This window comes from Bradyrhizobium sp. Kon56, assembly GCF_055807635.1.
In genome coordinates, this window is sequence record NZ_JBVVOU010000019.1 from 33,702 (window position 1) to 57,770 (window position 24,069).

General features: G+C 55.2%; 18 protein-coding genes. All 18 read left to right on the top strand.

Annotated elements, in window-relative coordinates:
* Positions 1–189: 189 nt before the first annotated feature.
* The 18 genes from AC0L3B_RS26165 (at position 190) to AC0L3B_RS26250 (ending at position 23,947) form a co-directional block, all read left to right on the top strand.
* Positions 190–2,514, top strand: a complete 2,325-nt coding sequence (locus AC0L3B_RS26165) for an FG-GAP-like repeat-containing protein (RefSeq protein WP_473381325.1) — start codon at positions 190–192, stop codon at positions 2,512–2,514.
* Between the two features lie 601 nt (positions 2,515–3,115).
* Positions 3,116–4,078, top strand: a complete 963-nt coding sequence (locus tag AC0L3B_RS26170; RefSeq protein WP_473349074.1) for a TylF/MycF/NovP-related O-methyltransferase — start codon at positions 3,116–3,118, stop codon at positions 4,076–4,078.
* A gap of 132 nt (positions 4,079–4,210) precedes the next feature.
* Positions 4,211–5,671 (top strand): oligosaccharide flippase family protein, encoded by a 1,461-nt coding sequence (locus tag AC0L3B_RS26175; protein ID WP_473381326.1) that lies wholly within the window; start codon positions 4,211–4,213, stop codon positions 5,669–5,671.
* On the top strand, positions 5,634–6,830 hold the full coding sequence (locus AC0L3B_RS26180; RefSeq protein ID WP_473381327.1) for an N-acetylneuraminate synthase family protein: 1,197 nt from the start codon (positions 5,634–5,636) through the stop codon (positions 6,828–6,830). The genes AC0L3B_RS26175 and AC0L3B_RS26180 overlap by 38 nt, the downstream gene beginning before the upstream one ends.
* Positions 6,830–7,984 carry a UDP-N-acetylglucosamine 2-epimerase gene (neuC, locus tag AC0L3B_RS26185; protein WP_473349079.1) on the top strand — a complete coding sequence of 385 codons (1,155 nt, stop codon included), beginning with the start codon at positions 6,830–6,832 and terminating at the stop codon, positions 7,982–7,984. Before AC0L3B_RS26180 ends, neuC begins: the two co-directional genes overlap by 1 nt.
* A gap of 31 nt (positions 7,985–8,015) precedes the next feature.
* Positions 8,016–8,711: an acylneuraminate cytidylyltransferase family protein gene (locus AC0L3B_RS26190; RefSeq protein WP_473381328.1), complete on the top strand. Its 696-nt coding sequence runs from the start codon at positions 8,016–8,018 to the stop codon at positions 8,709–8,711.
* Complete coding sequence (locus AC0L3B_RS26195) at positions 8,708–10,387, top strand: hypothetical protein (RefSeq protein WP_473381329.1); 1,680 nt, start codon at positions 8,708–8,710, stop codon at positions 10,385–10,387. Before AC0L3B_RS26190 ends, AC0L3B_RS26195 begins: the two co-directional genes overlap by 4 nt.
* A 63-nt stretch (positions 10,388–10,450) precedes the next feature.
* Positions 10,451–11,710 carry a glycosyltransferase gene (locus tag AC0L3B_RS26200; RefSeq protein ID WP_473381330.1) on the top strand — a complete coding sequence of 420 codons (1,260 nt, stop codon included), beginning with the start codon at positions 10,451–10,453 and terminating at the stop codon, positions 11,708–11,710.
* A 64-nt stretch (positions 11,711–11,774) separates the two neighbouring features.
* Positions 11,775–12,554 (top strand): glycosyltransferase family 2 protein, encoded by a 780-nt coding sequence (locus AC0L3B_RS26205; protein WP_473381331.1) that lies wholly within the window; start codon positions 11,775–11,777, stop codon positions 12,552–12,554.
* Entirely contained in the window at positions 12,551–13,684 is a 1,134-nt protein-coding gene (locus AC0L3B_RS26210; RefSeq protein ID WP_473381332.1) for a glycosyltransferase, read from the top strand. Before AC0L3B_RS26205 ends, AC0L3B_RS26210 begins: the two co-directional genes overlap by 4 nt.
* Complete coding sequence (asnB, locus tag AC0L3B_RS26215) at positions 13,684–15,567, top strand: asparagine synthase (glutamine-hydrolyzing) (protein ID WP_473381333.1); 1,884 nt, start codon at positions 13,684–13,686, stop codon at positions 15,565–15,567. Before AC0L3B_RS26210 ends, asnB begins: the two co-directional genes overlap by 1 nt.
* A gap of 32 nt (positions 15,568–15,599) precedes the next feature.
* Complete coding sequence (locus AC0L3B_RS26220; protein WP_473381334.1) at positions 15,600–17,099, top strand: O-antigen ligase family protein; 1,500 nt, start codon at positions 15,600–15,602, stop codon at positions 17,097–17,099.
* Between the two features lie 130 nt (positions 17,100–17,229).
* Positions 17,230–17,733 (top strand): NUDIX hydrolase, encoded by a 504-nt coding sequence (locus AC0L3B_RS26225; protein WP_473381335.1) that lies wholly within the window; start codon positions 17,230–17,232, stop codon positions 17,731–17,733.
* A gap of 282 nt (positions 17,734–18,015) precedes the next feature.
* Positions 18,016–19,380 carry a nucleotide sugar dehydrogenase gene (locus AC0L3B_RS26230; RefSeq protein ID WP_473381336.1) on the top strand — a complete coding sequence of 455 codons (1,365 nt, stop codon included), beginning with the start codon at positions 18,016–18,018 and terminating at the stop codon, positions 19,378–19,380.
* Complete coding sequence (locus tag AC0L3B_RS26235) at positions 19,377–20,378, top strand: NAD-dependent epimerase/dehydratase family protein (protein ID WP_473381337.1); 1,002 nt, start codon at positions 19,377–19,379, stop codon at positions 20,376–20,378. The genes AC0L3B_RS26230 and AC0L3B_RS26235 overlap by 4 nt, the downstream gene beginning before the upstream one ends.
* On the top strand, positions 20,375–21,625 hold the full coding sequence (locus tag AC0L3B_RS26240) for a methyltransferase domain-containing protein (RefSeq protein ID WP_473381338.1): 1,251 nt from the start codon (positions 20,375–20,377) through the stop codon (positions 21,623–21,625). Before AC0L3B_RS26235 ends, AC0L3B_RS26240 begins: the two co-directional genes overlap by 4 nt.
* A complete protein-coding gene (locus AC0L3B_RS26245; RefSeq protein ID WP_473381339.1) occupies positions 21,618–22,688 on the top strand; it encodes a Gfo/Idh/MocA family protein in 1,071 nt (356 codons plus the stop codon). The genes AC0L3B_RS26240 and AC0L3B_RS26245 overlap by 8 nt, the downstream gene beginning before the upstream one ends.
* Positions 22,685–23,947 (top strand): glycosyltransferase family 4 protein, encoded by a 1,263-nt coding sequence (locus AC0L3B_RS26250; RefSeq protein ID WP_473349097.1) that lies wholly within the window; start codon positions 22,685–22,687, stop codon positions 23,945–23,947. Before AC0L3B_RS26245 ends, AC0L3B_RS26250 begins: the two co-directional genes overlap by 4 nt.
* Positions 23,948–24,069: the final 122 nt, after the last annotated feature.

Consider the following 24,069-nt stretch of genomic DNA (forward strand, 5'->3'; position numbering starts at 1 on the left):
GTAAATCACGACGGGCTGGGGGAACCGTCATCGTGGGTCGGGTCCGTATGATTACGGGATTTGATGCTAACACGACCTTGCGGAGGAAGTTGGTCCGCTTCGCCAAACTTTAACCAAACGTATGTTTCTGAAGATAGAATCACTGGCTCGCACCTCGAATCAAATGGGCCTGCTGCTTCGGAGATTCCCTTGGCGACCGCTGTCAACATTAGTGCGACCAACAACGCAGACATTGATGGCATGCTGGCCGGCGTCAAATGGTCCGGCACGATCAGCTATAGCTTCCCTACATCGGCCGGCACCTACGCCAATCCTTACTTCGGCGGTGATGGCGAACCGACAACGTCGGGCTTCGCCCCCGCGCCGACCCAGATGCAGGCGGCGATCAACTACGCCATCGCGCTGATCAAGGGCTTCACCAACGCCAGCATCACCTATAACGGTGCGGGCAGCTCCGACATCATGGTCGCACAGTCGCCGGCAGCCAATCCGACGTCTTATGCCTATTACCCCGCTAATTACGCGTCGGGCGGCGACGTGTGGTTCGGCACGCAGTACGACTACACGCAGGCGCAGCTCGGCAATTACTACTTCACGACCGCGCTGCATGAGCTCGGCCACGCTTTTGGCCTCAAGCACAGCCAGGAGGCTGGCGGCGTCGCCAACGTCGCGGTGCCCAGCGCGCACGACGACAGCGAATACACCGTCATGAGCTATCGCAGCTATGTGGGCGGACCCCTCACCGGCTACACCAATGAGGCCTACGGATATCCGCAGACCTACATGGCCAACGATATCATCGCGCTGCAAACGCTATATGGCGCGAACTACAACACCCAGAGCGGCAACACCGTCTACACCTGGAGTCCGACCACTGGGCAGGAGTTCATCAACGGCGTCGGACAGCTTACGCCGGGCGGCGGCGTCGGGGGCTCGGCCGACCGCATCTATGAGACGGTCTGGGACGGCGGCGGCGCCGATACCTACGACCTGTCGAATTACACGACGAATCTCACCGTCAATCTCAATCCCGGCGCCTCGTCGGTGTTCTCCGCCACGCAGCTGGCCTATCTCGGCAATGGCCATTACGCGGCTGGCAACGTCTACAACGCTTATCTCTACAATGGCGATGCGCGTTCCTACATCGACAACGCCACCGGCGGCTCCGGCAACGACATCATCATCGGCAACGCCATCGCCAATATCCTGAAGGGCGGCGGCGGCAACGACACGACCACCGGCGGCGGTGGCAACGATACCATCGACGGCGGCCCTGGTACGGACACGGCGGTGTACTCGGGGAACGAAGCCAACTACAGCATCTCGTACAACTCGGCGACGCAGACCTTCACGATCTTCGACCACCGCTCGGGCTCGCTCGATGGTACCGACACCGTCATGAATGTTGAGTACTTTCAGTTCGCCGACGGCAAAGTGGTTAGTTCCACGTTGATGAGCAATTTACAGCCTTCGGGGGCAAGCTGGATTGCTACCATCACACAAGACTTCGACCATGATGGACATGACGATATTCTCTGGCTTCAGCCATCAACCGGTGCCGGAAAGATTACCTATCTCGCTGAAGGCTCCGTAACGAGCTCGGTGCAGTTTGCGACTCTTGGTCAAGGGTGGGCTGTGATTGGTCATGGGGACTATAATCACGACGGAAATACAGATCTCCTGTGGCAAAATCAAACAACGGGCCAGGCCAGCGAGAGCCTTCTTTCCGGAGGACAGATCACCACGACTTTCAATTTTGGCGTGATGGACTCGAATTGGCAGCTCATCTCCTCGGGCGACTTCAGTGGAGATGGAACCGATGACATGCTTTGGCGAAACAAAATTACCGGGGAGGGACTTGAGTGGTTTCTTCACAACGGGCATGCAGACGCTTGGATGAAGTTTGGCGTGATGAGTCCCGATTGGAAACTGGCGTCAACGGTCGATCTCAATCACGATGGAACGACTGATATTCTCTGGCAGAATACGAACACGGGAGAGGGGATCGAGTGGTTCTGCCAAAACGGCAACGCGGTAGCTTGGCAAAGATTCGGAACAATGGGAGCAGGGTGGGATGTCGTCGCAACGGCCGACTTTAATGGTGATAGCCGTGTCGACCTACTGTGGCAGAACGAAACCAGCGGCCGGCTGATCGAGTGGTTTATCAATGAGCAGGGATATGCCTTTGACTGGAAAGACCTCGGAACTCCCAATTCTAGTTGGAAGGTCGCAGGGCTATTGGATTTGCATGGCTCGGGTGGACCGATGATTTTGATGCAGAATGCTGCAACAAACGTCACCACCGAAATATCGAGTACCACTGCGGGAGCCGCGACCGGGTTGGCTGCGCCATCTGCCTCACCGAACGCGGTTCCGTCGCCTGCTGCGAGCAGCCAGTCGATCGCGGCCAGCACCAGCAGCCCTTCTCAGGATCTAGCGGATGATTCTCATTTGCTGCAGAGCCATGACGCCACCAACTTTGTGGCCCACCTACACAATTTCATGCTGTCTTAACGACGTGGCGAGCAATTGCTGATGTGGTAGCTTAAGCTAAGAGGGGCACGTAGACAGGTCTTTGTTCTACATCACGACCATGTCACACCTCGGCGAATTTCGCGTGCCCAAGCCGAAGCCATGATCGGTGTAGCGGAACTGGCTTGGAGGATAGTGCGCTCCCTGACCGGGACTCTCGATACCGGGAAGGGCACGTACCTCAGACCTTGATAGCAGAACTGTATAGGCTGACGCCGGAGATCCTGCGGCAGGAAAGTCTGAAGCTCCACCCTCCGTCGCCTTATGCTGCAGAAAGGAGTTCTGCGGCAATGAATCGCGATGAACTTCCGGGGCGCATAAAGCAAGGAAGGTGTTTAAATTCCAGGAATCCAGTTCGCAGCGAGACCTTGTGAATTGCTAAATCGGGTCAGGATCGTGTCACATCGCGATGAGCGTTACCCGGACTACGTAAACGGCACAAAATCCTTCGCATCAACGGGCTCGATGTCTTTGTGTTAGCAACGGAAGAGCGCGTGCCACGCGAGAATTTATTGAGATCGCCTCTGCGCGGCTTTCTGATTTCGCTCCGCGTGCGGTCTGGCGGAACAAGTTGCGATGCGATATGAGCAATGCAGACAAGCTGCGGTGTCACGATTTGGACCCTGCGTCTGATCGAAAGGGCCTGCATCAAATGATTTGTGCTAATCAGAAAAAACGGCAGCCGCTCGAGGTCGTAACCGTTGCCAGGCTGGCTAAGCCAAGCCATGTCGGTACAGCGCGCCGTCTCATCGTCCGGACAAGCTGGCTGCCGGCCGTCGTCGTTGATGGAATCGATCGCTTCGGTACTGCGCTTCAGAAAGTTGCGAACGTCCTGCGCTTCGAGCGCTTTTGGACTGAAAGGATTGCGAATGACCCGCGCGTCCTCGTAGTGCCGACATTCAACAAGAAGATTGGCAAGCACCCGATCTGGAATGTCGCGATCAATTGGATCCACGATAATGCGCCGGCGGGGTCTGTGGTCGAATTTGGAACTAACAATGGGGGTTGGCTCAAATATTTCGTCGATCGCTTGCCAGCGACGATTCGTCTCTGCGGCTTCGACTGTTTCGAGGGGTTGCCTGAGGCTTGGGATGGTCTGCCCGCAGGCTCGATCAAAGGATTCGGGGCTCCAGTGGCGCTTTGGGACGATCAACCCGAAATACGCCAGAGAATCATTGACGATGCGGCTCGTGGCTTGCCGTTTCCGCCGCCGCCGCAGCCCAATGTCAGAATTGAGTCCGGTCTATTCAGCGAAGCATTGCCTCGTTATTTGAAAGATGAGGGGCTTGATGACCTGCGTCTTGTTCACTTCGATGCTGATCTCTACACGTCGACGCGTCCCGTGCTGGACACGGTGTGTGGTCGTCTCAAGCATCGCTATCTAATCCTTTTCGATGAGTTGTATTCTGCGAACCATGAATTCAAGGCGTGGCGCGAATTTCTCGCGCTCTACAAGTTAACGGATTGGCGAGTGTTGGCTGCCAGCGCGGATGGCTCTCAGGTTTTGATAGAGGTGAACACGCGTGCAGCGGTTAATGCTGCATAAGTTTCCGCCACTCTCGTGCGAAAAGGAAACACCTTGTCGCCTGCGTCAAAATTCGATTCCGGCGCATCGCAGGCAATGTAATTATTCAGTCGTTGGGGCGCTGCCGTGATGCGATCATCAAGGCTTAGCTGGATGCGTAAGCTCGTTGCTTTGATGAGAGGGCGGCTTGCCGGGCGGATTCTTTTTTTTCTCATCGCGACTGGGCTTCAGATCGTCCTGGCGATCGCAATTCTGCCTCTCACAACTATCGTCCTGACTCCGACGGATTTCGGCTATTTTGCGCTGATGATGTCGCTCGCCGCTTTCGTAAATGCCGTCAGTGACGGAGGCGGTTCAATGGCCTTGCATGCGCATTACGGCATTGCCACGCCTGACGAACGTCGGCGCATGATTGCCAGCTTTCTGTGGGTTGCATTCTCATTGAGCTCGATCCTTGCTATTACTTTTGCATTGGTGTGGCCATTGTTGGCGCCATTTATCGTCGGGACCCATGCAGAAGAGTTCTCATGGACCATTGCTACTCTTACGGCAGCTTTCATTCCGTTGCGGTCGCTTTCAGTCATGGCAACCGCGATCTTGTCCGTTGGCGGTCGAGCGAACGCAATTGCAGCCCAGATTGCCGGTCAAGCCCTTGCGACTTTTGCAACGACATTGATCTGTTTGTTCGTTCTGAATTGGGGGCTTTCATCTGTTTTTGCTGGAGCCGTCGCCGGACAATTGGCGTCGTTGACAGTCGCGGCCATCGCTCTGGGACGGGAGCCCTGGACGCGGCCCAGTCGACGTTGGCTGACTATCGTGCGGGATCATGCGCCAATCTCTGCATTCGCCGGGTTAAGCGACGGCATTCGTAGCGTTGGCGAGAACAGCGTGATTGCGGGAAGCCTCAGCGTGGCGGCTGTGGGCTTTTATAGTCACGCGCGTCTGTATTACGGAATGCTCATGACGACGACGAACGCTGTCTCCCATAATATGTGGTCGACGTCCCTTGCTGAGGCTCGTGATGAAGATGGCCAGTTTACAAAAACCGTCTACATATGGACGTGGGTGCACATCGGCCTTACTCTGTTTGGAGTCGGCGCCGTATGCTTCGGCAGTGACGTCGTCAAGTTGCTCACCAACGGGCGATTAACGCCAGCTGCCGCGATGATACCTTGGCTGGTCAATCTTTCACTGATTGGCTTGTCTGGACGCATCCAGAATGCGGTGGTTTTCGCGCGGGGCGGAGCAAAAGCCGCGAACCAAGTGCGGGCCCTCCTATCCTTGGCAGCTTTGGCATCCCTCCCATTCGTAATGAATCCTAATTTCGGAATCGGGTTCGGATTGTCAGGGCTGATCGCGGTACTATTAAGCGAAGCTGTGTTGTTCCGCTTATATCTGCGGTGGAAGGCGCGGGAATTTGTCAAATCTCTGGTTTTTCACGATCGGTGGGTAGTTGTCGGTCTCTTCGCAATATCGACTCTGTGCGTGATGAATCGGTTCTCCATGTGGTCTTTTGCGACACGTAGTGTCGTATTTGGTGCAGTAGTCGGGTTGGTCGTCATCGTGGAACGTGCCCGTGTTGCGTCGCTTTGGCACTTCATCGGAAAAATGTAAGCAATATGAGGCGCTTGAGGGCGGCCTGGCTGTCGCGATTCGGTGCTTTTTCATATCGTGCAACAAGGAGCAGGAATGGCGCTTGATTGAGGCGTCTCAGTTGGGTTATGTGCGGCAAGTTTCCTACAAAACCGCTCTGAAAGCTGCAGTGCTCATGTTCGCTGGCCGCCTAAACCCATATATTATAGCTGAAATCGGGTCGGTTCACGATGGCTCGTTCGGCAATGCCTGCCGGCTCCTCGAAGTTGCAGCCGACTGTGGTGCGGATGCGGTGAAGTTCCAGACGCACATTGCTGAAGCGGAGACGCTTATGGATGCGCCGTCGCCGTCTTACTTTTCGGCGGAACCGCGCGCGGGATATTTTAGGCGAACGGGTTTTTCGCGCGAGCAATGGGCAAGTCTTGTAAAGGTCGCCAAAGCGCGCAACGTCGATTTCCTGTCGTCGCCGTTTTCACTGGAGGCCGTAGATCTGCTCGAAGCTATTGGCGTCGGCACCTACAAGATTCCATCCGGCGAGGTCAGTAATATTCCGTTGCTCGAACGTGTGGCCAAAACCGGCAAACCTGTCTTGCTTTCATCGGGAATGAGCAATTGGGACGAGCTGGATGCGGCCGTTGCTGCGTTGCGACGAAGTGGCAACCTCACGCTGTTGCAATGCACGTCGGTGTATCCGTGTCTGCCTGAGCAGGTCGGGCTCAACGTCATGTTGGCTATGAGGGAGCGCTACCGGCTGCCGATCGGATACTCCGACCATACGCTGGGTTTCAGTGCCCCCATCGCCGCAGTGGCGTTGGGTGCAACCGTGATAGAGAAGCATTTTACGTTTTCTCGCTTGATGTATGGTAGCGATGCAAAGCACAGCATGGAGCCGGATCAGTTCCGTCAGCTTTGCAGCGAGCTGAAGGACACTGGCCGCATGATCGCGCATCCAGTCGACAAAGATGATCTTTCTTCTGTTTCAGGCATGAAGCTGATCTTCGAGAAGAGTATCGTCGCTGCCAAAGATCTTTCCGCCGACACCATGATCGAGATGCATCACTTGGCGTTCAAGAAGCCAGGTGATGGCATTTCGGCTGCCAGGTATCGGGATTTTATCGGTCGGCGCATCGTGAAAGCTGTTTCGGCAGACCATAAGTTCGTGAATGAGGACTTCGCGTGATGCAGAAGAAGATCTGCGTCGTAATTGGTTCGCGAGCAAACTACAGCTCGATTAAATCTGCAATGCGTGCCATCCAGAGCCATCCGGCATTGGAGCTGCAACTTATCGTCGCGGCGTCAGCCGTTCTCGATCGTTATGGATCTGTGGTCAATCTGATCGAGCAGGATGGCTTCAAACCCCACGCGCGGGTGACGATGCTGATCGAGGGTGAAACACCTACGACGATGGCCAAGTCAACCGGCCTTGGGTTGATTGAGCTGCCGACGCTTTTCGAACAGCTCGCGCCTGACGTTGTTCTGACCGTCGGCGATCGTTTCGAAACCATGGCGACGACGCTGGCGGCTGCTTACATGAATATTCCTGTTGCCCATACGATGGGTGGCGAAGTCAGCGGAACGATCGACGAAAGCATTCGACACGCAGTTACCAAGTTCGCTCACATCCATTTTCCTGCGAGTGAAGGTGCGAAGGAGCGTATCATTAGGCTCGGCGAACTGCCGCAGCACGTGCATATGGTCGGATGTCCGCGCATCGATCTCGTTGCCGACATCTTGGCCAATTCTAGTGGGAAGCTAAGCGATCATCTCTTCGATGTCGGTGTCGGCGAGCGTTTTTCCATCGATGAGCCGTTTGTTTTGATCTCGCAGCATCCTGTCACGACCGAATATGGAGCGGGTGAAGAGCAGATCACAATGACGCTAGAGGCGGTTCGGGAGCAAGGGCTTGCCGCTATCGTTCTGTGGCCCAACTCGGATGCTGGATCCGACGACATTTCGCGGGGGCTAAGGAAATGGCGCGAGCGGAAGCTCGACGAACGAATGCACTTCTTTAAGAATTTGCCGATTGAGATCTATGTCAATCTCATGCGCGCGACGGCTTGCTTGGTCGGCAATTCCAGCAGCGGCATTAGAGAAGGCGCCTTTATCGGAACACCGGTGGTTAACATCGGCTCACGTCAGAACATGCGCGATCGCGGCGAGAACGTGATCGAGGTTCCGTATGGAAAGGACGCGATTTCCAAGGCGATCGCAAAGCAGGTTGTTCACGGCCGCTATGCGGTGAATCCGATCTATGGGGACGGCACTGCCGGCACTAGGATTGCCGATATTCTTGCGACCGAGCAGGTGGATGTCCAGAAGTGCATCACTTATTGACGGATGACGCTCATACTCTCGGTTCGTGCCGATGACGCTGGTGGCGCTCATTCCTGCCCGCGGCGGTTCAAAGGGAATCGTTGGTAAGAACTTGGCTCGTTGCGGTGAGCGCTCACTGCTGGATTGGACAGCTGAAGCGGCGCTCCAGTCGGGTGTCATTGACCGGGCCATTCTTTCGACCGACGATGAGGCAATCGCTGCGGCTGCAGCGGCCTTGGGCCTGGAGGTTCCATTCAGGCGTCCGGCCGATCTTTCTGGTGACCATGCACTGATGCTTGGCGTTATGCAGCATTGCTTGGCTGCTCTCCGCAACGAAAAGGCGGATGTCGAAGCGCTTGTGTTACTGCAGCCAACATCCCCTTTCCGACGCGCTCATCACGTTCGCGAGGCGGTCGAGAAGTTTCGTGCTCGTAGTGCGGCGACGCTTGTGAGCGTGGCTCGAGTGCCTCACTGTTTCGTTCCAGAAGCGCAAATGCGAGAAGAGAATGGCAAGCTCGTTCCGTATCTCGGCGGCGAGGTTGGTCGCACCCGGCGGCAGGACAAGGAAATTTCTTTCGGTCGCAATGGTCCTGCAGTGCTGATCGTTCGTAGCGACGTGCTAGATTCGGGGGTGTTGTATGGCGATCCCACTGTCGCTTACGAGATGGATCACCTTGCATCGATTGATATCGACACGCCGGCGGATTTGCGCCTGGCCGATCATTTAATGAAGACGGGCTACGCATGATGCGACAGCTGCTCGATCGGGTCCGTCTCACTCCGCTTGCCGGCCCCGTAGCGGACCTCGCTGCGCTTGGATCGTCACCGCGTCGTACACTTCGGCTGCTGAATGATATAAAAAAAACAGCCGCTGACGTTGAATTCCTCCGCCGCCTTCCAAAGCCGTCGTCGAGCGCGCGTCGCTTGCTGATTCTGAGCATGACTAATTCTACTTACAATGCGAAGGTTGAAGGAATGCTCGCATTGGCCATGCGGCGTCGCGGGTGGCGGGTCCAGGTTGTTACATCGTCGCTTTACACACATGCAAAAAGAATTTTCCGTGCGTTTGGGGTTGAGGAATTTGTCGACTTCGAAAAGCTGATTTCTGAAACTGATGCCGTGAGCGCGAGTGCGGCAGAGGTTGATCGGCGCAGGAGCGAGCCCACGGATTTTCAGTCGGTCCTTGAGTGGACGTATAGAGATGCGTGGATCGGTCCGCAGCTCTTATCGTCGATCTCCCGCCGGCAATTTGATGGAGCGCCAGATCCGCGCGACCCTGCAACCAGAGAACAACTTTTCAGTCAGCTTCTTCAGTCGGTGAAGTTTGTCTGCGCCGCAGAGCAAACATTCGCCCGAAGCAAACCGGATTTGATACTGGTCAATGAACCGAACTATCACGTTCTCGGCCCATTCGTGGACGTAGCGATCGCGCGCCGTATTGCAACGATCCACTTCATCCAACCTTCACGCGAGGATGGCTTGGTGTTGAAAAAGCTGTCGACGGAAACACGACGCATTCACCCCAATTCGATTTCTAAAAGTACGCTGGAGCATCTCGTCAGTTCGCCGTGGGGTAAGGTGCAGGAAGCTGAACTCGACGAAGAGTTCCAGCTGCGATATGGCGGGGTGTGGAAAATCCAGGCACGTAATCAGCCAGACACGATCGACGTGTCCAAAAGTCAGATTGTCGATGAACTAAACCTAGATGCGTCTAAGCGTATTGCGGTGTTGTTCTCGCACGTGTTATGGGACGCTAATCTATTCTATGGCCGCGACATTTTTGAGAACTATGGCCATTGGTTCATCGAGACAGTCAAGGCGGCCGTCGCGAATCCGCGAATGAACTGGATCATCAAACTGCATCCCGCCAATCTATGGAAGCGCAAGCTATCTGGCGTCACCGCTGAATATGGCGAGATGCGTCTGATTAGGGAGCAAATCGGCGAATTGCCGGCACACGTCAAAGTGTTAAAGGCCGATACCAAGATCAGTACGCTCTCCCTGTTCAAGGCGATCGACGTTGGCATTACAGTGCGTGGCAGCATCGGGTATGAGCTACCCTGCTTTGGGGTACCCGTTGTAACTGCTGGTACGGGAAGGTACTCCGGTTTTGGCTTTACTGAAGACCATGAAGATTCGGAAAGCTATCTGAGAACGTTGGCGGGCTTGGAGCACATGGGACGTCTTGATGAGCCGCGCACCCACCGCGCTCGTGTCCATGCGCACGCATTGTTCGTGCGTCGTCCCTGGATTTTTAGTAGTTTCGAGACCCACATCGGCAGGAATGTCTCGGATCCGCTGTATCAGAATCTGACCGTGAGGGCGGGATCGAATGCAGACATCGACAAGATCGGAGACCTGGATCGGTTTGCCGATTGGGCCGAAGCGCCTGATGAGCTCGACTACCTTTCTCCGGTCCGTTGACGAAGCGGGCGGCCTTCTCTCAATTCAGCGTGTCATGGGGCGCAACGATACAGGCGCATTGAGATGAAAGGTTTGTCCGTCGTTCATTTGGCCCAATCCGATAACGAAGGCGGCGCAAACAAGGCTGCGTACCGAATTCATAGAAGCCTTCAATCGATCGGCTTGCATTCCACATTTCATGTCGGACGAAAGCATCTTGATGACAATTCCGTAGTAGCTGCGCATCTGCCCGGTGCGAGCCTTCCGGTGAGCGATGTCATCGCTTATTTGAACTCGCAGAAGCTCAAGAACTATCCGCACAAGAGGCCAACTCCCTTCTCACCTATCGGATTGCGATACGGGCAATTGAACGCCAGGTTGATCGCGGGGGCTGATGTGATTTGTGCACATTGGATCGCCGGCGCGTTCCTCAATTTCAAGCAGCTTGAGGCGGTCAGGAAACCGATCGTCTGGCGTCTCTCGGATATCTGGCCATTCAGCGGAGGCTGTCATTTCCCCGGAGGCTGTGACCGTTTCGAGCAGGTCTGTGGCTCTTGTCCGCAACTTGGCAGTGACGCGGATCAGGATCTCTCGCGTGCGGGTATCGAAGCGAGAAAGAGTGCATTTGAGCGCCTGGATCTGACTATTGCGGCGCCGAGCCGGTGGATCGCTGGTCTGGCGCGGCGCTCCAGCTTGTTCGGCGAGCGACGGATCGAGCACATCCCCACCGGGGTCGACTTGAACGTGTTTCGCCCCCGGGACGGGATGGAGGCAAGGCGGCGATTGGGCTTGCCGGAAGACGGCCAGATAGTACTGTTTGGCGCGTTGGGTGCGACGGAAGATCCGCGGAAAGGGTTCACCCACTTTGTTCGTTGTATCGAAATCCTTTGTTCTACCGGACCTCGCAACCTGATCCCCGTAATATTTGGTGGGGCAACCAAAGGCGTTTCGCCGATTGCGGGAATTCCTGCCTTCCATCTTGGTCGAATCCAGACGGAGGAAGGTATGGCACTAGTTTACTCTGCGGCCGATGTGCTGGTTGCTCCGTTTCTGGAAGACAACTTGCCCAATGTGATCCTTGAAGCTATTGCGTGCGGGACGGCCGTTGCCGCATTCGCGGCTGGCGGCATTGGGGATGCTGTTGAAGATGATGTTAGCGGCTCTCTTGCGCAAATCAGCGATGATCAAGGCTTGGCAACGAGCGTGGCGCGATTGTTAGAGTACACATCAGATCCCGCATTTAGGCATGGCGTTCGGTTGTTTGCCGAACGGAGATTTGATCTGGGGGAGTGTATTCGTCGTTATGCCGATCTCTTTGAAGATGTAGCTCGTTCCGAGAAGTAAGCCATGTCGACACTACTGTTTTCGTTGGTTGTAGTCGGCTATTGAATTGTGAGGCGCGAGCAGGATGACGACTGCAACGAGGCCACCGGTCACAGTAATAACTGTGGTCTACAACGCTATGCAAAATATCGAGGGTTGCATCGAGAGCGTCCTCGCGCAGCAAATTCAAGGTCTCGAGTACCTTATTATCGATGGCGGCTCGACCGACGGTACGTTGGAGATCATCAAGCGCTACGAGGGAAAGATTACACGTCTTGTATCCGAACCGGATCGCGGTCTCTACGATGCTATGAACAAGGGTCTAAAGCTTGCAGCGGGTCGCTTCGTACATTTCCTCAATTCGGACGATCGATACGCGTCGGCGGACGTGCTGGCTTCTGTTATTCCAAAGCTCGACGCTGGGGCGGTATGTTATGGACAAATGCACTATGTCGACGGTGACATGCCTTTGAAGCTCTTGGGGCGCCCGTTCGAATGGCGCAAGGAGCTTCGGGCCTCAAGCGTTCCGCAGCCGGCGATGTTTGTTTCGCCAGAGTTGTATCGACAGGTGGGCGAGTTCGATACTTCACTGAAGATTGCTGCAGATTACGACATGGTTCTTCGCTTAGCGAAGCGCTTTCCTGTGAAGTATATCGCTGAGCCTGTTACGAGAATGTATTCGGGCGGCCTTAGTTTTACGCGGCCGGACCTTACATTTTCAGAAGCTATGAGAATATCTCAACGTCACGGTTTAAACGCCACCGAAGCGCGTTTGATATATTGGGTCAGGCTGTTGAAATGGAACCTCAAAGACGTATTGCGAGCTGTTTCGCAGAAGACCAGGCGACTCCGGCGGCCGTTATGACAATTACCGTGGCCCATGTCATGAGAACCTATGGTGTCCATGGCGGTGAACGCCAATTAGGGCAGCTCTTCCGAACTAATGCCGGCGATAGTTTTCGCGACATCTTTCTATTCGTTTATCGCGATGACGCTTGCAGAAATTATTTTGAATCTATTCCCAATTTGACTCTCAAGGCATTGCTGCCGCTGAGAGCGCGGTTATTTCCCTCACTGGCGTTGGAGATGCTAGTCCTACTGATGATTCTTCCTGTACTTCAAGTCCGTACGATTTGGATGTTGCGCAAATTGGGCGCTGCAGTTTGCGTAGCACATGGCTTGCAGGGCGCGCTGACCTGCTGGCTTGCAGCTTGTCTTCTCCGAAGTGTTCGTTTCGTCTACGTGCACCGCGGAACGAAATCGAAGGCCGGGTCGAACTGGATGTTTCAGTTTCTATATCGGCCTTATGATGCTGTCGCCGGCGTGTCTCACGCATCAGCTCTGTCCCTGAATCCTATGCTTAGAAATCGATCCGCAATTTCGCTGCCGAACGGCATCGACTCAGAAGCGGTCCAGGCGGAGGCTAAAGACTGCGCCCGGCGAGTGGGCAAAACCGTGCGTATCATTTCGGTGGGGCGGCTCATGTCAGCCAAGGGGCAGGCCTTGATCGTGAAGGCCTTTTCTATTGTGGTCGATTTGTGTGGACAAGATATTGAGCTAGTCCTGGCCGGCGATGGACCGGACGCAGATCGGCTTAGAAGGCTGGCTGCGGAGCTGAACATATCCCATAATATCAGACTTGCAGGATACGTTTCGAGGGTCGTGTGCGAAATGATTGACTCAGACATTTTTGTTCATGCGTCTGAGACCGAGGGGTTAAGTAACGCCGTGCTTGAGGCAATGGAGTTGGGCCTGCCGAGTGTCGTGATTGACGCTCCTGGCGTTACAGAGTGCCATGTGGACGGTCAAACAGGGTACGTCGTCGAACGTAATGTTCAAGCATTGGCGTCTAGGCTGACTACTCTCGTCAAGGATGTGGAGCTTCGAAAGATGATGGGCGGTAGGGCAAAGCGGCGTGTCCGCGAAGAATATTCGATGGTCGCTAATCTGAACCGGTATCATGCGCTTTACGCTAAGCTTCTGGCGGGTTGCTGATGTGTGGTCTGGTCGGCGGAATTTGGAGCGATGGTCGATTGCTGGCAACAGATATCGTCGCCGCTGCATCGCGTTCGTTGGCCCATCGAGGGCCGGACGCCGAGGGTGATCATCTCGAGCCCGGCGTCTTTCTTGGTCACCGACGTCTGAGCATCATAGACCTTGATGCGCGGTCTACCCAGCCGATGCATGCCGGCTCGCTGACTATCGTGTTTAACGGGGAGATATATAATTATCGCGAATTGCGGGCGTCTCTTAAGACACGTGGTCGTGTTTTTCATACTGAGTCGGACACGGAAGTCTTGCTTGCGGCTTTTGCCATGGATGGATTGGCTGCGCTGCCGACCTTCGAGGGTATGTTTTCATTCGCCATTTGGGATCGAGAAGCCCGGCGATTGACGCTTGCGCGCGATCGCTACGGCGAAAAGCCGCTTGTATGTCTCGAGGATGGGCAGCGGCTGCTGTTTAGCTCTGAGATTTCTGCAATCGGGATCCTCGCGGAGAATGACCTCAAAATCGAGCGAAGCAACCTACCGTCATTCTTCCAGTTTTCGTATTTGCCCATACCGTTGACCCCATATCGAAACGTGAAACAGTTGCGCCCAGGCCATTGGCTGCAACTCGACGTGGACGATTGGGCAGTTCGAGAGGGGCGCTATTATCAACTCCCTGGTCCCTCTCAGAAGACTAATACTATTTCGTTTGCAGATGCGAAGAAGGAATTACGACGACGGCTGATTGCGTCTGTTGAGCAGCGTCTGGCTGCGTCCGATGTGCCAATCGCCACATTTTTGAGCGGCGGCCTGGATTCGTCGATTATCTCAAGTATTGCAGCAAGGATATCGGGGCGCAAGATTGCCGCATACACGATAGGCTTTCCGAATGATCCTACCTTCGATGAATCGCCATATTCGCGAATGGTGGCCGCCCGATATCCCCACATCGATCATCAAGTCATCAATGTCACTGAAGAGGATCTGACCGAGTTCACCAACAAGACGTTGGCATTCTTAGGGGAGCCTCACGGTGACGCCTCTATTATCCCGACAGCGTTTCTCTGTTCGCATGTGAAAGAGAAAGTCATTCTCGGAGGCGATGGCGCAGATGAGCTGTTTGGAGGATACGGCGTCTATGCTGCGATGATGATGAGCGCTCGCATTCCGCGTTGGGCTAAGCATCTGGCACAGGTACTTCCGATGCATCGGAACCCGGCAAGAATCGAAAATCCGCTTCTTCGAGCGGCCGCATTCTTTCGAATGCATTTGCGACCGACAGGGGTAGAAGAGTATCTGTCTTGGCGATCCTATGCGTCCCAGCAACAGATCGAGAGTTTGGGATTTTCTGGCGATTTCACGGAGAAGTTGCCCGTAGAGTTACGAGTTCGCGACTTGCGCAAGCTCCAGGATATTCTTCGAATGGATATCGAGTTCAATTTGCCGGGCGATATGCTCAAGAAGGTCGATCTTGCGAGTATGCAACACGGACTGGAAGTGAGACTGCCCTTTCTCGATTCGGGCTTGGTGGAATTCGCCTTGAGTTTGCCTTCGGAATTTCTCATCAGACGAGGTGTACGGAAGTACATTCTGCGAGAGGCGTTCAAAGATGACTTGCCGTCGGACATTTTGACACGCGGCAAAAAGGGCTTCCTGCTCCCGATACGCAAGTGGATGAAGTCGGGCAGGATGCGTGAGGAATTGTTGGAGTTGGCTCGGAGGCAGACAATGCTAAATTGGCGATCTATCGAAGCTTTTGCCGATGAACATCGTCTTGGCGTTGTCGATCATTCGATGTTGCTCTGGGCTGCCTACGTTTTCCTGAAGTGGGATACTAAGCACACTGTGCGAATGACGACATCACCAAGCCTCAAGAGCTGTTTTGGCTGAATGGCGCGCCGATAGATACGTTGGGGTTGGCTATGGTAGCGGATTCACTGGGCGCCCAGTTTGCCGGGACGAAAAATGGCGTTCTTGATGGCACAAAAGCGAAGGCGTTTACGGCACTGTATCTGTTCTCTGTCGCAGTGATCTGGTGCTTCGTTAGATCTGCTTATGTCGATAGCGGGAATACCGGATTAGCCGAGGACGTCGTCCCGGTGGGTGTAAGAATCGGATTCTTCTTTGCGTTATCTATACCTGCTTTGTTGTTTGTTTTAACCAGGTCCTCTCTGGCTTGGTTAGCGGGGCTGTCTGCTGCACTCGGTTTTTTGCCTCGTGTGCCGCTGCTGCCATTTCTTTATGAGTACGCCCATGTCGTCGTCGTGTTGTGGTCCCTTGTATTGTTTGTTGAGTTCTTGCGCGGCGCAAAGAGGAGCAAGACGCCACTTCATGCGACACTGTTCGTGTTATTTTGTGTGACCGCAATCTTCTCGACTATTATTAACTATGCGGTCTATGCCAACTTGTGGCAGTTGAAAGTTGGGGTTGCGTTCACTCTGCTGTTTGGCCCTGTCTGCTTCGTGATTTATGCCTTGGCCGTCAAAGCAGACGGCTACGAAGTTGATTTCGATCGGCTGCTTGACGGGTTCGTCTGGGGCGTACTGGCGCAAGGTGTCATCGCCTGTTTTGCAGTGCCACTACTTGTCCATTCGTCTCAATACGACGGAAATGACACAATCTTTGGGTTGGGATACTACTACCGATATAAGTCGACGTTTTCGGGGCCTGTATCACTCAGTTTCTTTTTTCTAGTCTCGGTGCCGTTGACGTTGCTTTGGTTGCATCGCAGGGGGAAGCCGTCTTTCTGGACCTCTGTATATTTTCAGATTGTTCCGTGGCTCTTGATGGCAACCGCGAGCCGGACTGCCCGCGTCGCAATGCTCATACCGTTTGCGATGTTGTTGATTTTGAAGACAACGCGGCGGACCATGATATTGATGCTGCCGTCCGTGATTCTCGCGTACTTGGTGTGTTTCTCCTATGTATCTCTGCCGGCCGCTTTGACGGTGATGTTGGGCGGTAAGATTGATCCAAGCCAGGATATGCTCGAACGTTTTTTTGTCACGAGCGATCGCGTTGATTTAGTACGGCAGACCGCTTTGGAAATGTCACATGCTTCCTTCGTCATGAAGCTTTTTGGCTTTGGCCCCGGCGTAGGGGGGTACGACACAAGCGGATATCCCACACCGCATAATATGTTGATGAATCTGTGGGTCGAGACCGGTGTTCTCGGGTCTGCGATCTTTGTCGGTTTTCTCGTCGCGTTGTTCTGGGCCGTTCTTCGCCATGCAATTGCGCGACGGACCGACTCTATTTCAGCTTGGCTGCTGGTAATTGCGCTGCTTTCGTTTGCCCTCGTCAACGCGGCATATCAGACGAGCTACTGGGGATATGCGCTGATCTTAATCTTGTTGGCAGTCCGCGGCGCTCGGTTGTTTGACGCTGGGGAGGCCAACGTGCCAATCAATCCATCGGGCTAGTTTTAATGCGTATCAGAGTTTTGGCGGCAATTTCAATTCTGGTGGCTTAATTTGCAGAATTTGGGGCTTTGTTATGGGTCCGTTTGACAACTCGAAGAGTGATGCAGCCTCGCGTATTAGGGGCCGAAAAATGTCTGTCGTCTCCCCCTGGCTCACCTTGGTCGAACGCGAGGTCTTGGACGGACGCGGAGCATCCATAGGCAATTTCCACGGGCTTGCTCTTGCAGATTATGTCTCTGCGATTGCCATCACGGCCGACGGGACACTGCCGCTGGTTCGGCAGTTCCGTCCTGCGATAGAACAGTGGACGCTAGAGTTCCCAGGCGGGCTTCTAGATGAAGGCGAGGAGCCGGAGCGCTGCGCGTTACGGGAGCTCTCGGAGGAGGTAGGTTTGTATGCTCCGCAAGCCATCAGTCTGGGAGAGCTGCTCCCGGACTCGGGAAGGCTCGGTAATAGGCTATGGGGCTTCGTTGTACCTCTGGCGGAAAAGCTGGCCAATTGGGCACCTGAGCCGGACCTAGAGATCTGCTGGGTGAGCCTGACGACGTTGGAAGATTCTATCCGTGACGGCACCTTCAACCATGCCCCGCATCTGGCGCTGTTCGCCGTCGCCCGGTTAAGGGGCCTGATCTAGCGAGTGTCAGACTATTCGCTGCGTCCATGGGCGAGACCTCCGCGATAGATGGCCTCGGCGTCAGCAAAGCGCGGCCTCAGGGACCACCACGAGTCGCCATCTTCATGGTGCCCGCCAAGTGCCCTGCAACACGAAAATTCGAGCATTTCTAGGGGCTTGGTACAGGTCGTAGCGAGCGCTTTCCTCGCTCGCTAGGTATCAACAAACAGCAAGACATAGGGAGCCGTATCGTCTATTGGGAGGCGAGAAATCTGCTCTCTCGATGGGTAAAAGACCTCCGCCATGCTCGTTCCCCGCTCTTTCGCCGACCGATCCGTCTGCATTTTGGGCCTTGGATATGTTGGTCTTACCCTTGCTTCAACCATGGCTGCCGTCGGATTTCGAGTCTGGGGCGTCGAGGTCCGCGAGGATGTGGTGGAGCTGTTGCAGCAGGCACAGCCACATTTCCATGAGCCCGGACTGGCTGACCAGTTGGCCCGCGTTTTAAAAAGCGGCGCATTTTCGGTTCATGCAAGTGTACCGCAGGATTGTGACGCGACGGTTTTCATTATCACAGTAGGAACGCCGCTGGGTGCGGAAAGGCGTGTACGCACGGACATGATCGAGCATGTCGCGGGCGAGGTTGCTGAAGCGATGCCAGCAGGAGCCCTCATCATTATGAGATCTACAGTGCGGTTGGGAACCACGCGCTCGATCGTTGCCCCCATTCTTGATGCTGCCAACAAGTCCTACGATTTGGCATTCTGTCCTGAGCGAACGCTCGAAGGTGTTGCCATTCAAGAATTGCGTATCCTTCCACAAATCGTCGGTGGCGCTTCGGAAGATGCGACAGTACGAGCAGGGCAGCTATTTCAGTTCGTCACGCCGACAACGGTGCGTGTACGTGATCTCGAGACCGCAGAGATGATTAAGCTAGTAGACAACTCCCAGCGTGACGTGCACTTCGCTTTCTCCAATGAAGTAGCGTCGATGTGTGACGCGATCGGAGTGAGCGCCGCGGATGTGATCTCTGCCGGAAAGCTTGGATATCCACGCACAAATCTGGCAATGCCAGGGCCGGTCGGCGGTCCCTGTCTCGAAAAGGATTCCTATATCCTAGCCGAAGGACTGGAGCATCGCGGCGTGTCGCCAGCGATTGTGCTGACCGCGCGGAAACTGAATGAAGCTCAGCCCGAGCAAGCGATCGCAGCATTGAAGCGGGCGACTGGTCGCATCAATGGTTTTCCAGATGCACCGATAGTGACCGTACTCGGCCTTGCCTTCAAGGGTGCGCCCGAAACGGATGATCTGCGTGGCACGATGGCGCGTCCTATTTTCGCAGCGCTACAGCGCCATTTTCCGAATGCGCGGTTCAGGGCCTTCGATCCGGTTGTCTCGCTGGAGGCTATTCGAGATTTCGGGCTAGATCCGATTCCGTTTCTAGAGCAAGCGCTTGATGGCGCCAATGTTGCCGTCATTACCAACAATCACAGCCGATTCCGCTCCATGGCGATCGAAACGCTGTCGCATCGGATGGCTTCGCCTGCGATGTTTTACGATTTTTGGAACTTCTTCAACGCCGATTACCTGCTTTTGGCGCCGCATGTCGGCTACATGGCGCTTGGCAGCCACGGTCGAGCGAAACTTCCGAGGGGGCAGGGTCTATGAGCCGTCGATATCTTGTCACGGGAGGTACCGGGTTTCTGGGAGCGGCTTTGGTCCAGAAGCTGGTGGGGGCCGGGCATTGTGTGCGTGTGCTGGACAATAACTGGCGCGGTGATCCAAGGCGGCTTGCTGGAATTGAAGATCGGATAGAGCTGCATATCGGCGATATTCGGGATCCGCAGGCGGTGCGCCGAGCGGTCGATGGTATGGACTGTGTGGTTCATATGAGCGCGATCAATGGAACTCGGTATTTCTACGAGCAGCCTGAACTGGTGGTGGATGTCGCGATTCGCGGGATGCTCACCGTGATCGATGCGTGCCGGGATGCAAAGGTGCGCGAACTCGTCGTTGCATCGAGCTCCGAGGCCTATCAGTCGCCGGATCAAGTGCCGACTCCAGAGAACGTTCCGTTGGTCGTGCCCGACATCCGCAACCCGCGATATTCTTACGGTGGGTCAAAGCTCGCATCCGAATTGATCGCGCTTAATTATGGCCGTACCCATTTTGACCGCGTGGTCGTTTTCCGACCTCACAACGTCTATGGCATCGATATGGGGTTCGAGCATGTAGTTCCTGAATTTTCGGTCAGGGCGGCAGAGTCGGATTTGGTGACGAAACCGGGATTGCCTTTGATTTTTCCTTTGAAGGGCGACGGCGCCCAGACGCGTGCTTTCATTCGTGTCGACGATTTCACGGATGGTCTGGCGACGGTCGTTACACGCGGCGAGCACCTCAACGTTTACCACATTGGAAACACAGAAGAGGTGACGATCCGACGTGTTGCGGAATTGATCGTCGCAACCTTCGGTCGGGAGGCGATCATTGAGGCCGGTCCCGCGCCCTTGGGCGAAACGCAGCGCCGCTGTCCGGACATCAGTAAGATCCAGGCTCTAGGTTGGTCCCCCCGCATTTCCCTGCAAGACGGTCTACCCACCGTTGTTCGCTGGTACCGAGACCATCCAGAATTACGGCCATTACGAAATTTAGGAGACAGCAAATGACAGCGCCGGCGCAATCCAGGCCCATCCTCGAGTGCCAGATCTGTGCGAGCAGTGAACTCACGCCAATTCTGTTTCTCGGCTATGTCCCCCCGGTGAACACCATGCCTTTAGTAGGAGAGCGCGCGCTTGAGCAGCCCGCTTTTCCGCTCGAGCTGTTCCGATGCGAGGAATGTAGTCTGGTCCAGATCGGATTGGAGGTCCATGCGGAAATTCTCTTCCCATATTCCTATCCGTATCTGAGCGGCACGACCAAGATCTTGCGCGAGAATTTCGCTGAGCTCTATCGCGAGGCTTCATCGCTCATCAAGATTTCGGCAGATGATCTCGTGGTGGACATTGGTTCAAATGACGGATCGTTACTGATCAATTTCAAGGACGGCGGCCATCGTATTCTTGGCGTTGAGCCATCCCGCGCTGGTGAAGTCGCGCGCGGGCGCGGCATTGAGACGTTGACGGACTATTTTGGGGTGGGGCTCGCAACCCGGCTGCGTGCCGAACGCGGCGCCGCAAAGGTTATCACTGCGGCAAACGTGTTCGCGCATATCGGTGATGTCCACAATGTTACGAAAGGCGTTGCCGAATGGCTCGCCGAGGACGGTGTATTCATCTCGGAGTCGCACTATCTGCTCGATCTCGTCGAGACGCTTCAATACGACACGGTCTATCACGAGCATCTTCGTTACTACGCGCTGGGCGCGATCGAGGCGCTGTTAGCACGTCATGGACTGGAAGTCTTTCACGTTAAGCGCATTCCGACACACGGTGGCTCTATTCGAGTTTATGCCTCTCGTCCTGGACAGTACCAGATTCAGCCGTCAGTTGCCGAGCGCCGCGCGGACGAGGAGCGCTTCGGTCTCGCCGATGGCAGTGCGCTGAAGACTTTTGCCGCACGAGTCGTTCGTTCTAAACTGGATTTGTACAAGTTGCTTGCCGGATTGAAAAAGGATGAAACCAGAATTACTGGTATTGGTGCTCCGTCACGTGCATCTACGTTGATCAACTATGTCGGTCTCGACGACGGAATCCTGGACTCCGTGATGGAGGTATCAGGCTCGCACAAGTTGAATAGGTTTATTCCGGGCACGAGAATTCCCGTGATCGACGAGGCCGCGCTGTACAGCGATCAGCCGGATTTTGCGCTGCTGCTATCTTGGCACATCGCCGATGAACTCGCGGCCAATCTGAGAAAGCGTGGTTACAGGGGAAAGTTCATTGTGCCCTTGCCCGAGCCGCGAATCATTGAGTGATTTGATGGTGGCGAAACGAGCGCTCAGGCTCGGGGTTGTGGGGCTGGGATTTGGTGCCGACGTGCATGTCCCAGCTTTTGCTTTGCTGCCGGGGGTCGAGATCGTTGCCTTGCTTGGCAGAAACGCCGACAGGGCTGCAAGCGTGGAAAGCCGTCTTCAGATTCCTGTGTTGACGGACGCTCACCGCTTTTTCACGTTGGGCCTCGATGCGGTGAGCGTGGCGGTGCCGCCAGGAGAAGTCGAGACCATCCTAGAACGCTGCCATGCGCGCCGCCTTCCTGTGCTGTGCGAAAAGCCGCTCGGTGCCAATATGCTGGCCGCGGAGAGATTGGCACAGAAGTACAGTGATCTGACGACGGCGGTGGATTTCGAGTTTGCAGAATTGGCGGCATTTTCAGCATTGCATGAGATGATCGGAGCACGAGAGCTCGGGGATCTCCGGCACATTCAGGTGACCTGGCTCAACGAATCTTGGGTGCATCGAAGCGGAAGTTGGTCGTGGAAGACTGATGCCCGCCGCAACGGCGGCGTGCTAAATCTTTTCGGGACGCATGTTCTGTACCTTATGGAATGGCTTGCGGGTCCAGTGGTCGCTTTGTCTGCGCGCCTGGATTCGCGAGTTACCGCGCAGCTGAAGCCAAATGACGGTGCAAGTGCAGCGGAAGATCTAGTCCATGCGACGTTTGACCATGCTTCCGGTGCGGTAACGTCAATTACAATCGGCAATGCTAATCCAGGTCTAACGACGCACCGCTGGACGGTGGTGGGGAGTGCCGGAACGGCAGTGATCGATAATTCTACGCGAGACTATATGGGGGGGTTCAAATTGGTCGCGACGAGCGCCAGTGGTAAGGTATTGTCGGAAGTTTCCGAGCCTATCCCCGATGGGGATGGTCGTCTGCCTCCCTTCAAACGGCTTGCCGAGCGCTTCGTTGCCGCAGTAAGGGCAGGTACCACTTGTCATCCTAGTTTTGGCGAGGGGGCACGCGTACAGCAACTCGTCGATGCCATTAGGCAAGCGGCGGTCGACAACCGAGCCATCGACGTCCGGAGACCGGTGTGAGGCTCGTCATCGTCGCATCGAACCGGCCCTTTCCCGGACATACCGTTCGCGCTGCGAATGTGGTCGTGTTTGAACTTACGCGTGCCCTGGCGACGCAGCCCGGAATGACTATCGGGTTTCTAAAGGTCGGTCTGGAAGGGGAGCCTGGAGCTGACGCTGAAGAGATTGCAGGTCTTGCCGCTCTGGCCGAATTCGGTGTCGACATTCTGCCGGAAATCGTGTTGCCCATGCGAACGACTCAGGGCTCGCCATTCATCAAATTACTCAGTCCGAAGCCGGAACATTTCTATCCCTACGTCAGCCAGGGAGATGCGATTGCGCGGGCGCTGGCATCCTGGAATGCTGACGCGCTGTTGGTGCCTTGGAGCGAATGGCTAACCGCCGCTTGTTCCACCGTGCCCGTTCTCAAATTCGCGTACTATGGAAATCCGGACCACAAAACCGGCTATATGCGTGCATTGCATGATCGAAGACTGAATGGCTTGAGCCTTGGCCATCTGCGATTGCGCCTCGGGTTGTCCCGTCTCGAAAAAGTGCATAACCAGATCATGCATCGCTATGAAATACTCGGAGACGTCGCTGCCAACGATGCAAGTTATTACGCTCGGCTTGGGCATCCGAACGCATTTTATATCCAGAACGTCTGGATTGACCGCTTCGGCGAGGGGTGGCGTGAGCGTAGGCGCGCGCTCGAAAAGCCCAGCCCACTTGTCATCATCGGCAATGTCGGAAAGTTAGGCGGAACCGCCAACCGCTTTGGGCTCGATTATCTTGGTCGCGAGCTGCTCCCCGAGCTACGGAAGCGCATGGCGCCAGGGACATTCAGGATCGAAATTCTCGGGTCCGGCGAGCTCGAGTCGGGCATTCGTGCCCCTCTCGAGGGGCAGGATGTCGTGTTTCGTGGATTCGTGCCGGATATTGACGAGGCTATGCTGGCGGCGCATGTGTTCCTGTGCACTAACAATGCAACCCCGTTCAAGGTTGGTCATACTCGATATCTTCACGCTTGGACTCTCGGTTCCTGCGTCGTAGCCCATCGCGATGTGTCTATGTCGATGCCCGAAATCAAACACGAAGAGAATGCTTTGCTTGGGCGTGACGCCGCTGACATCGCACGTCTGATTGTGCGAGCAGGGCAGGATCAATCGCTACGTGACCGCATCGGAAGTGCGGGTTGGGAGACCTATTTGAGCAGGTTCAGGGCGGAGACAGTTGCGGAGGATGTTGTCGAAAGGTTCAATCGCTATAGCGATCGCTAAGTTTTTCAACCTAAGAAGCGATAAGTGCGGACAAGGCCGACCACGGTTGGGGCCGCTTCGAAGAAAGCTTCGGTGCGGGTTTGTACCAAAGCGCTGGCGCAAGCGGAGTTGCTTGACTAGAT

Excerpts from the sequence above, each read along its gene's own strand:
- AC0L3B_RS26170 (WP_473349074.1), top strand. The coding sequence starts at position 3,116 with ATGAGCAATGCAGACAAGCTGCGGTGTCACGATTTGGACCCTGCGTCT.
- AC0L3B_RS26175 (WP_473381326.1), top strand. The coding sequence starts at position 4,211 with ATGCGTAAGCTCGTTGCTTTGATGAGAGGGCGGCTTGCCGGGCGGATT.
- neuC (WP_473349079.1), top strand. The coding sequence starts at position 6,830 with ATGCAGAAGAAGATCTGCGTCGTAATTGGTTCGCGAGCAAACTACAGC.
- AC0L3B_RS26190 (WP_473381328.1), top strand. The coding sequence starts at position 8,016 with ATGACGCTGGTGGCGCTCATTCCTGCCCGCGGCGGTTCAAAGGGAATC.
- AC0L3B_RS26195 (WP_473381329.1), top strand. The coding sequence starts at position 8,708 with ATGATGCGACAGCTGCTCGATCGGGTCCGTCTCACTCCGCTTGCCGGC.
- AC0L3B_RS26200 (WP_473381330.1), top strand. The coding sequence starts at position 10,451 with ATGAAAGGTTTGTCCGTCGTTCATTTGGCCCAATCCGATAACGAAGGC.
- AC0L3B_RS26205 (WP_473381331.1), top strand. The coding sequence starts at position 11,775 with ATGACGACTGCAACGAGGCCACCGGTCACAGTAATAACTGTGGTCTAC.
- AC0L3B_RS26210 (WP_473381332.1), top strand. The coding sequence starts at position 12,551 with ATGACAATTACCGTGGCCCATGTCATGAGAACCTATGGTGTCCATGGC.
- asnB (WP_473381333.1), top strand. The coding sequence starts at position 13,684 with ATGTGTGGTCTGGTCGGCGGAATTTGGAGCGATGGTCGATTGCTGGCA.
- AC0L3B_RS26220 (WP_473381334.1), top strand. The coding sequence starts at position 15,600 with ATGGTAGCGGATTCACTGGGCGCCCAGTTTGCCGGGACGAAAAATGGC.
- AC0L3B_RS26225 (WP_473381335.1), top strand. The coding sequence starts at position 17,230 with ATGTCTGTCGTCTCCCCCTGGCTCACCTTGGTCGAACGCGAGGTCTTG.
- AC0L3B_RS26230 (WP_473381336.1), top strand. The coding sequence starts at position 18,016 with ATGCTCGTTCCCCGCTCTTTCGCCGACCGATCCGTCTGCATTTTGGGC.
- AC0L3B_RS26235 (WP_473381337.1), top strand. The coding sequence starts at position 19,377 with ATGAGCCGTCGATATCTTGTCACGGGAGGTACCGGGTTTCTGGGAGCG.
- AC0L3B_RS26240 (WP_473381338.1), top strand. The coding sequence starts at position 20,375 with ATGACAGCGCCGGCGCAATCCAGGCCCATCCTCGAGTGCCAGATCTGT.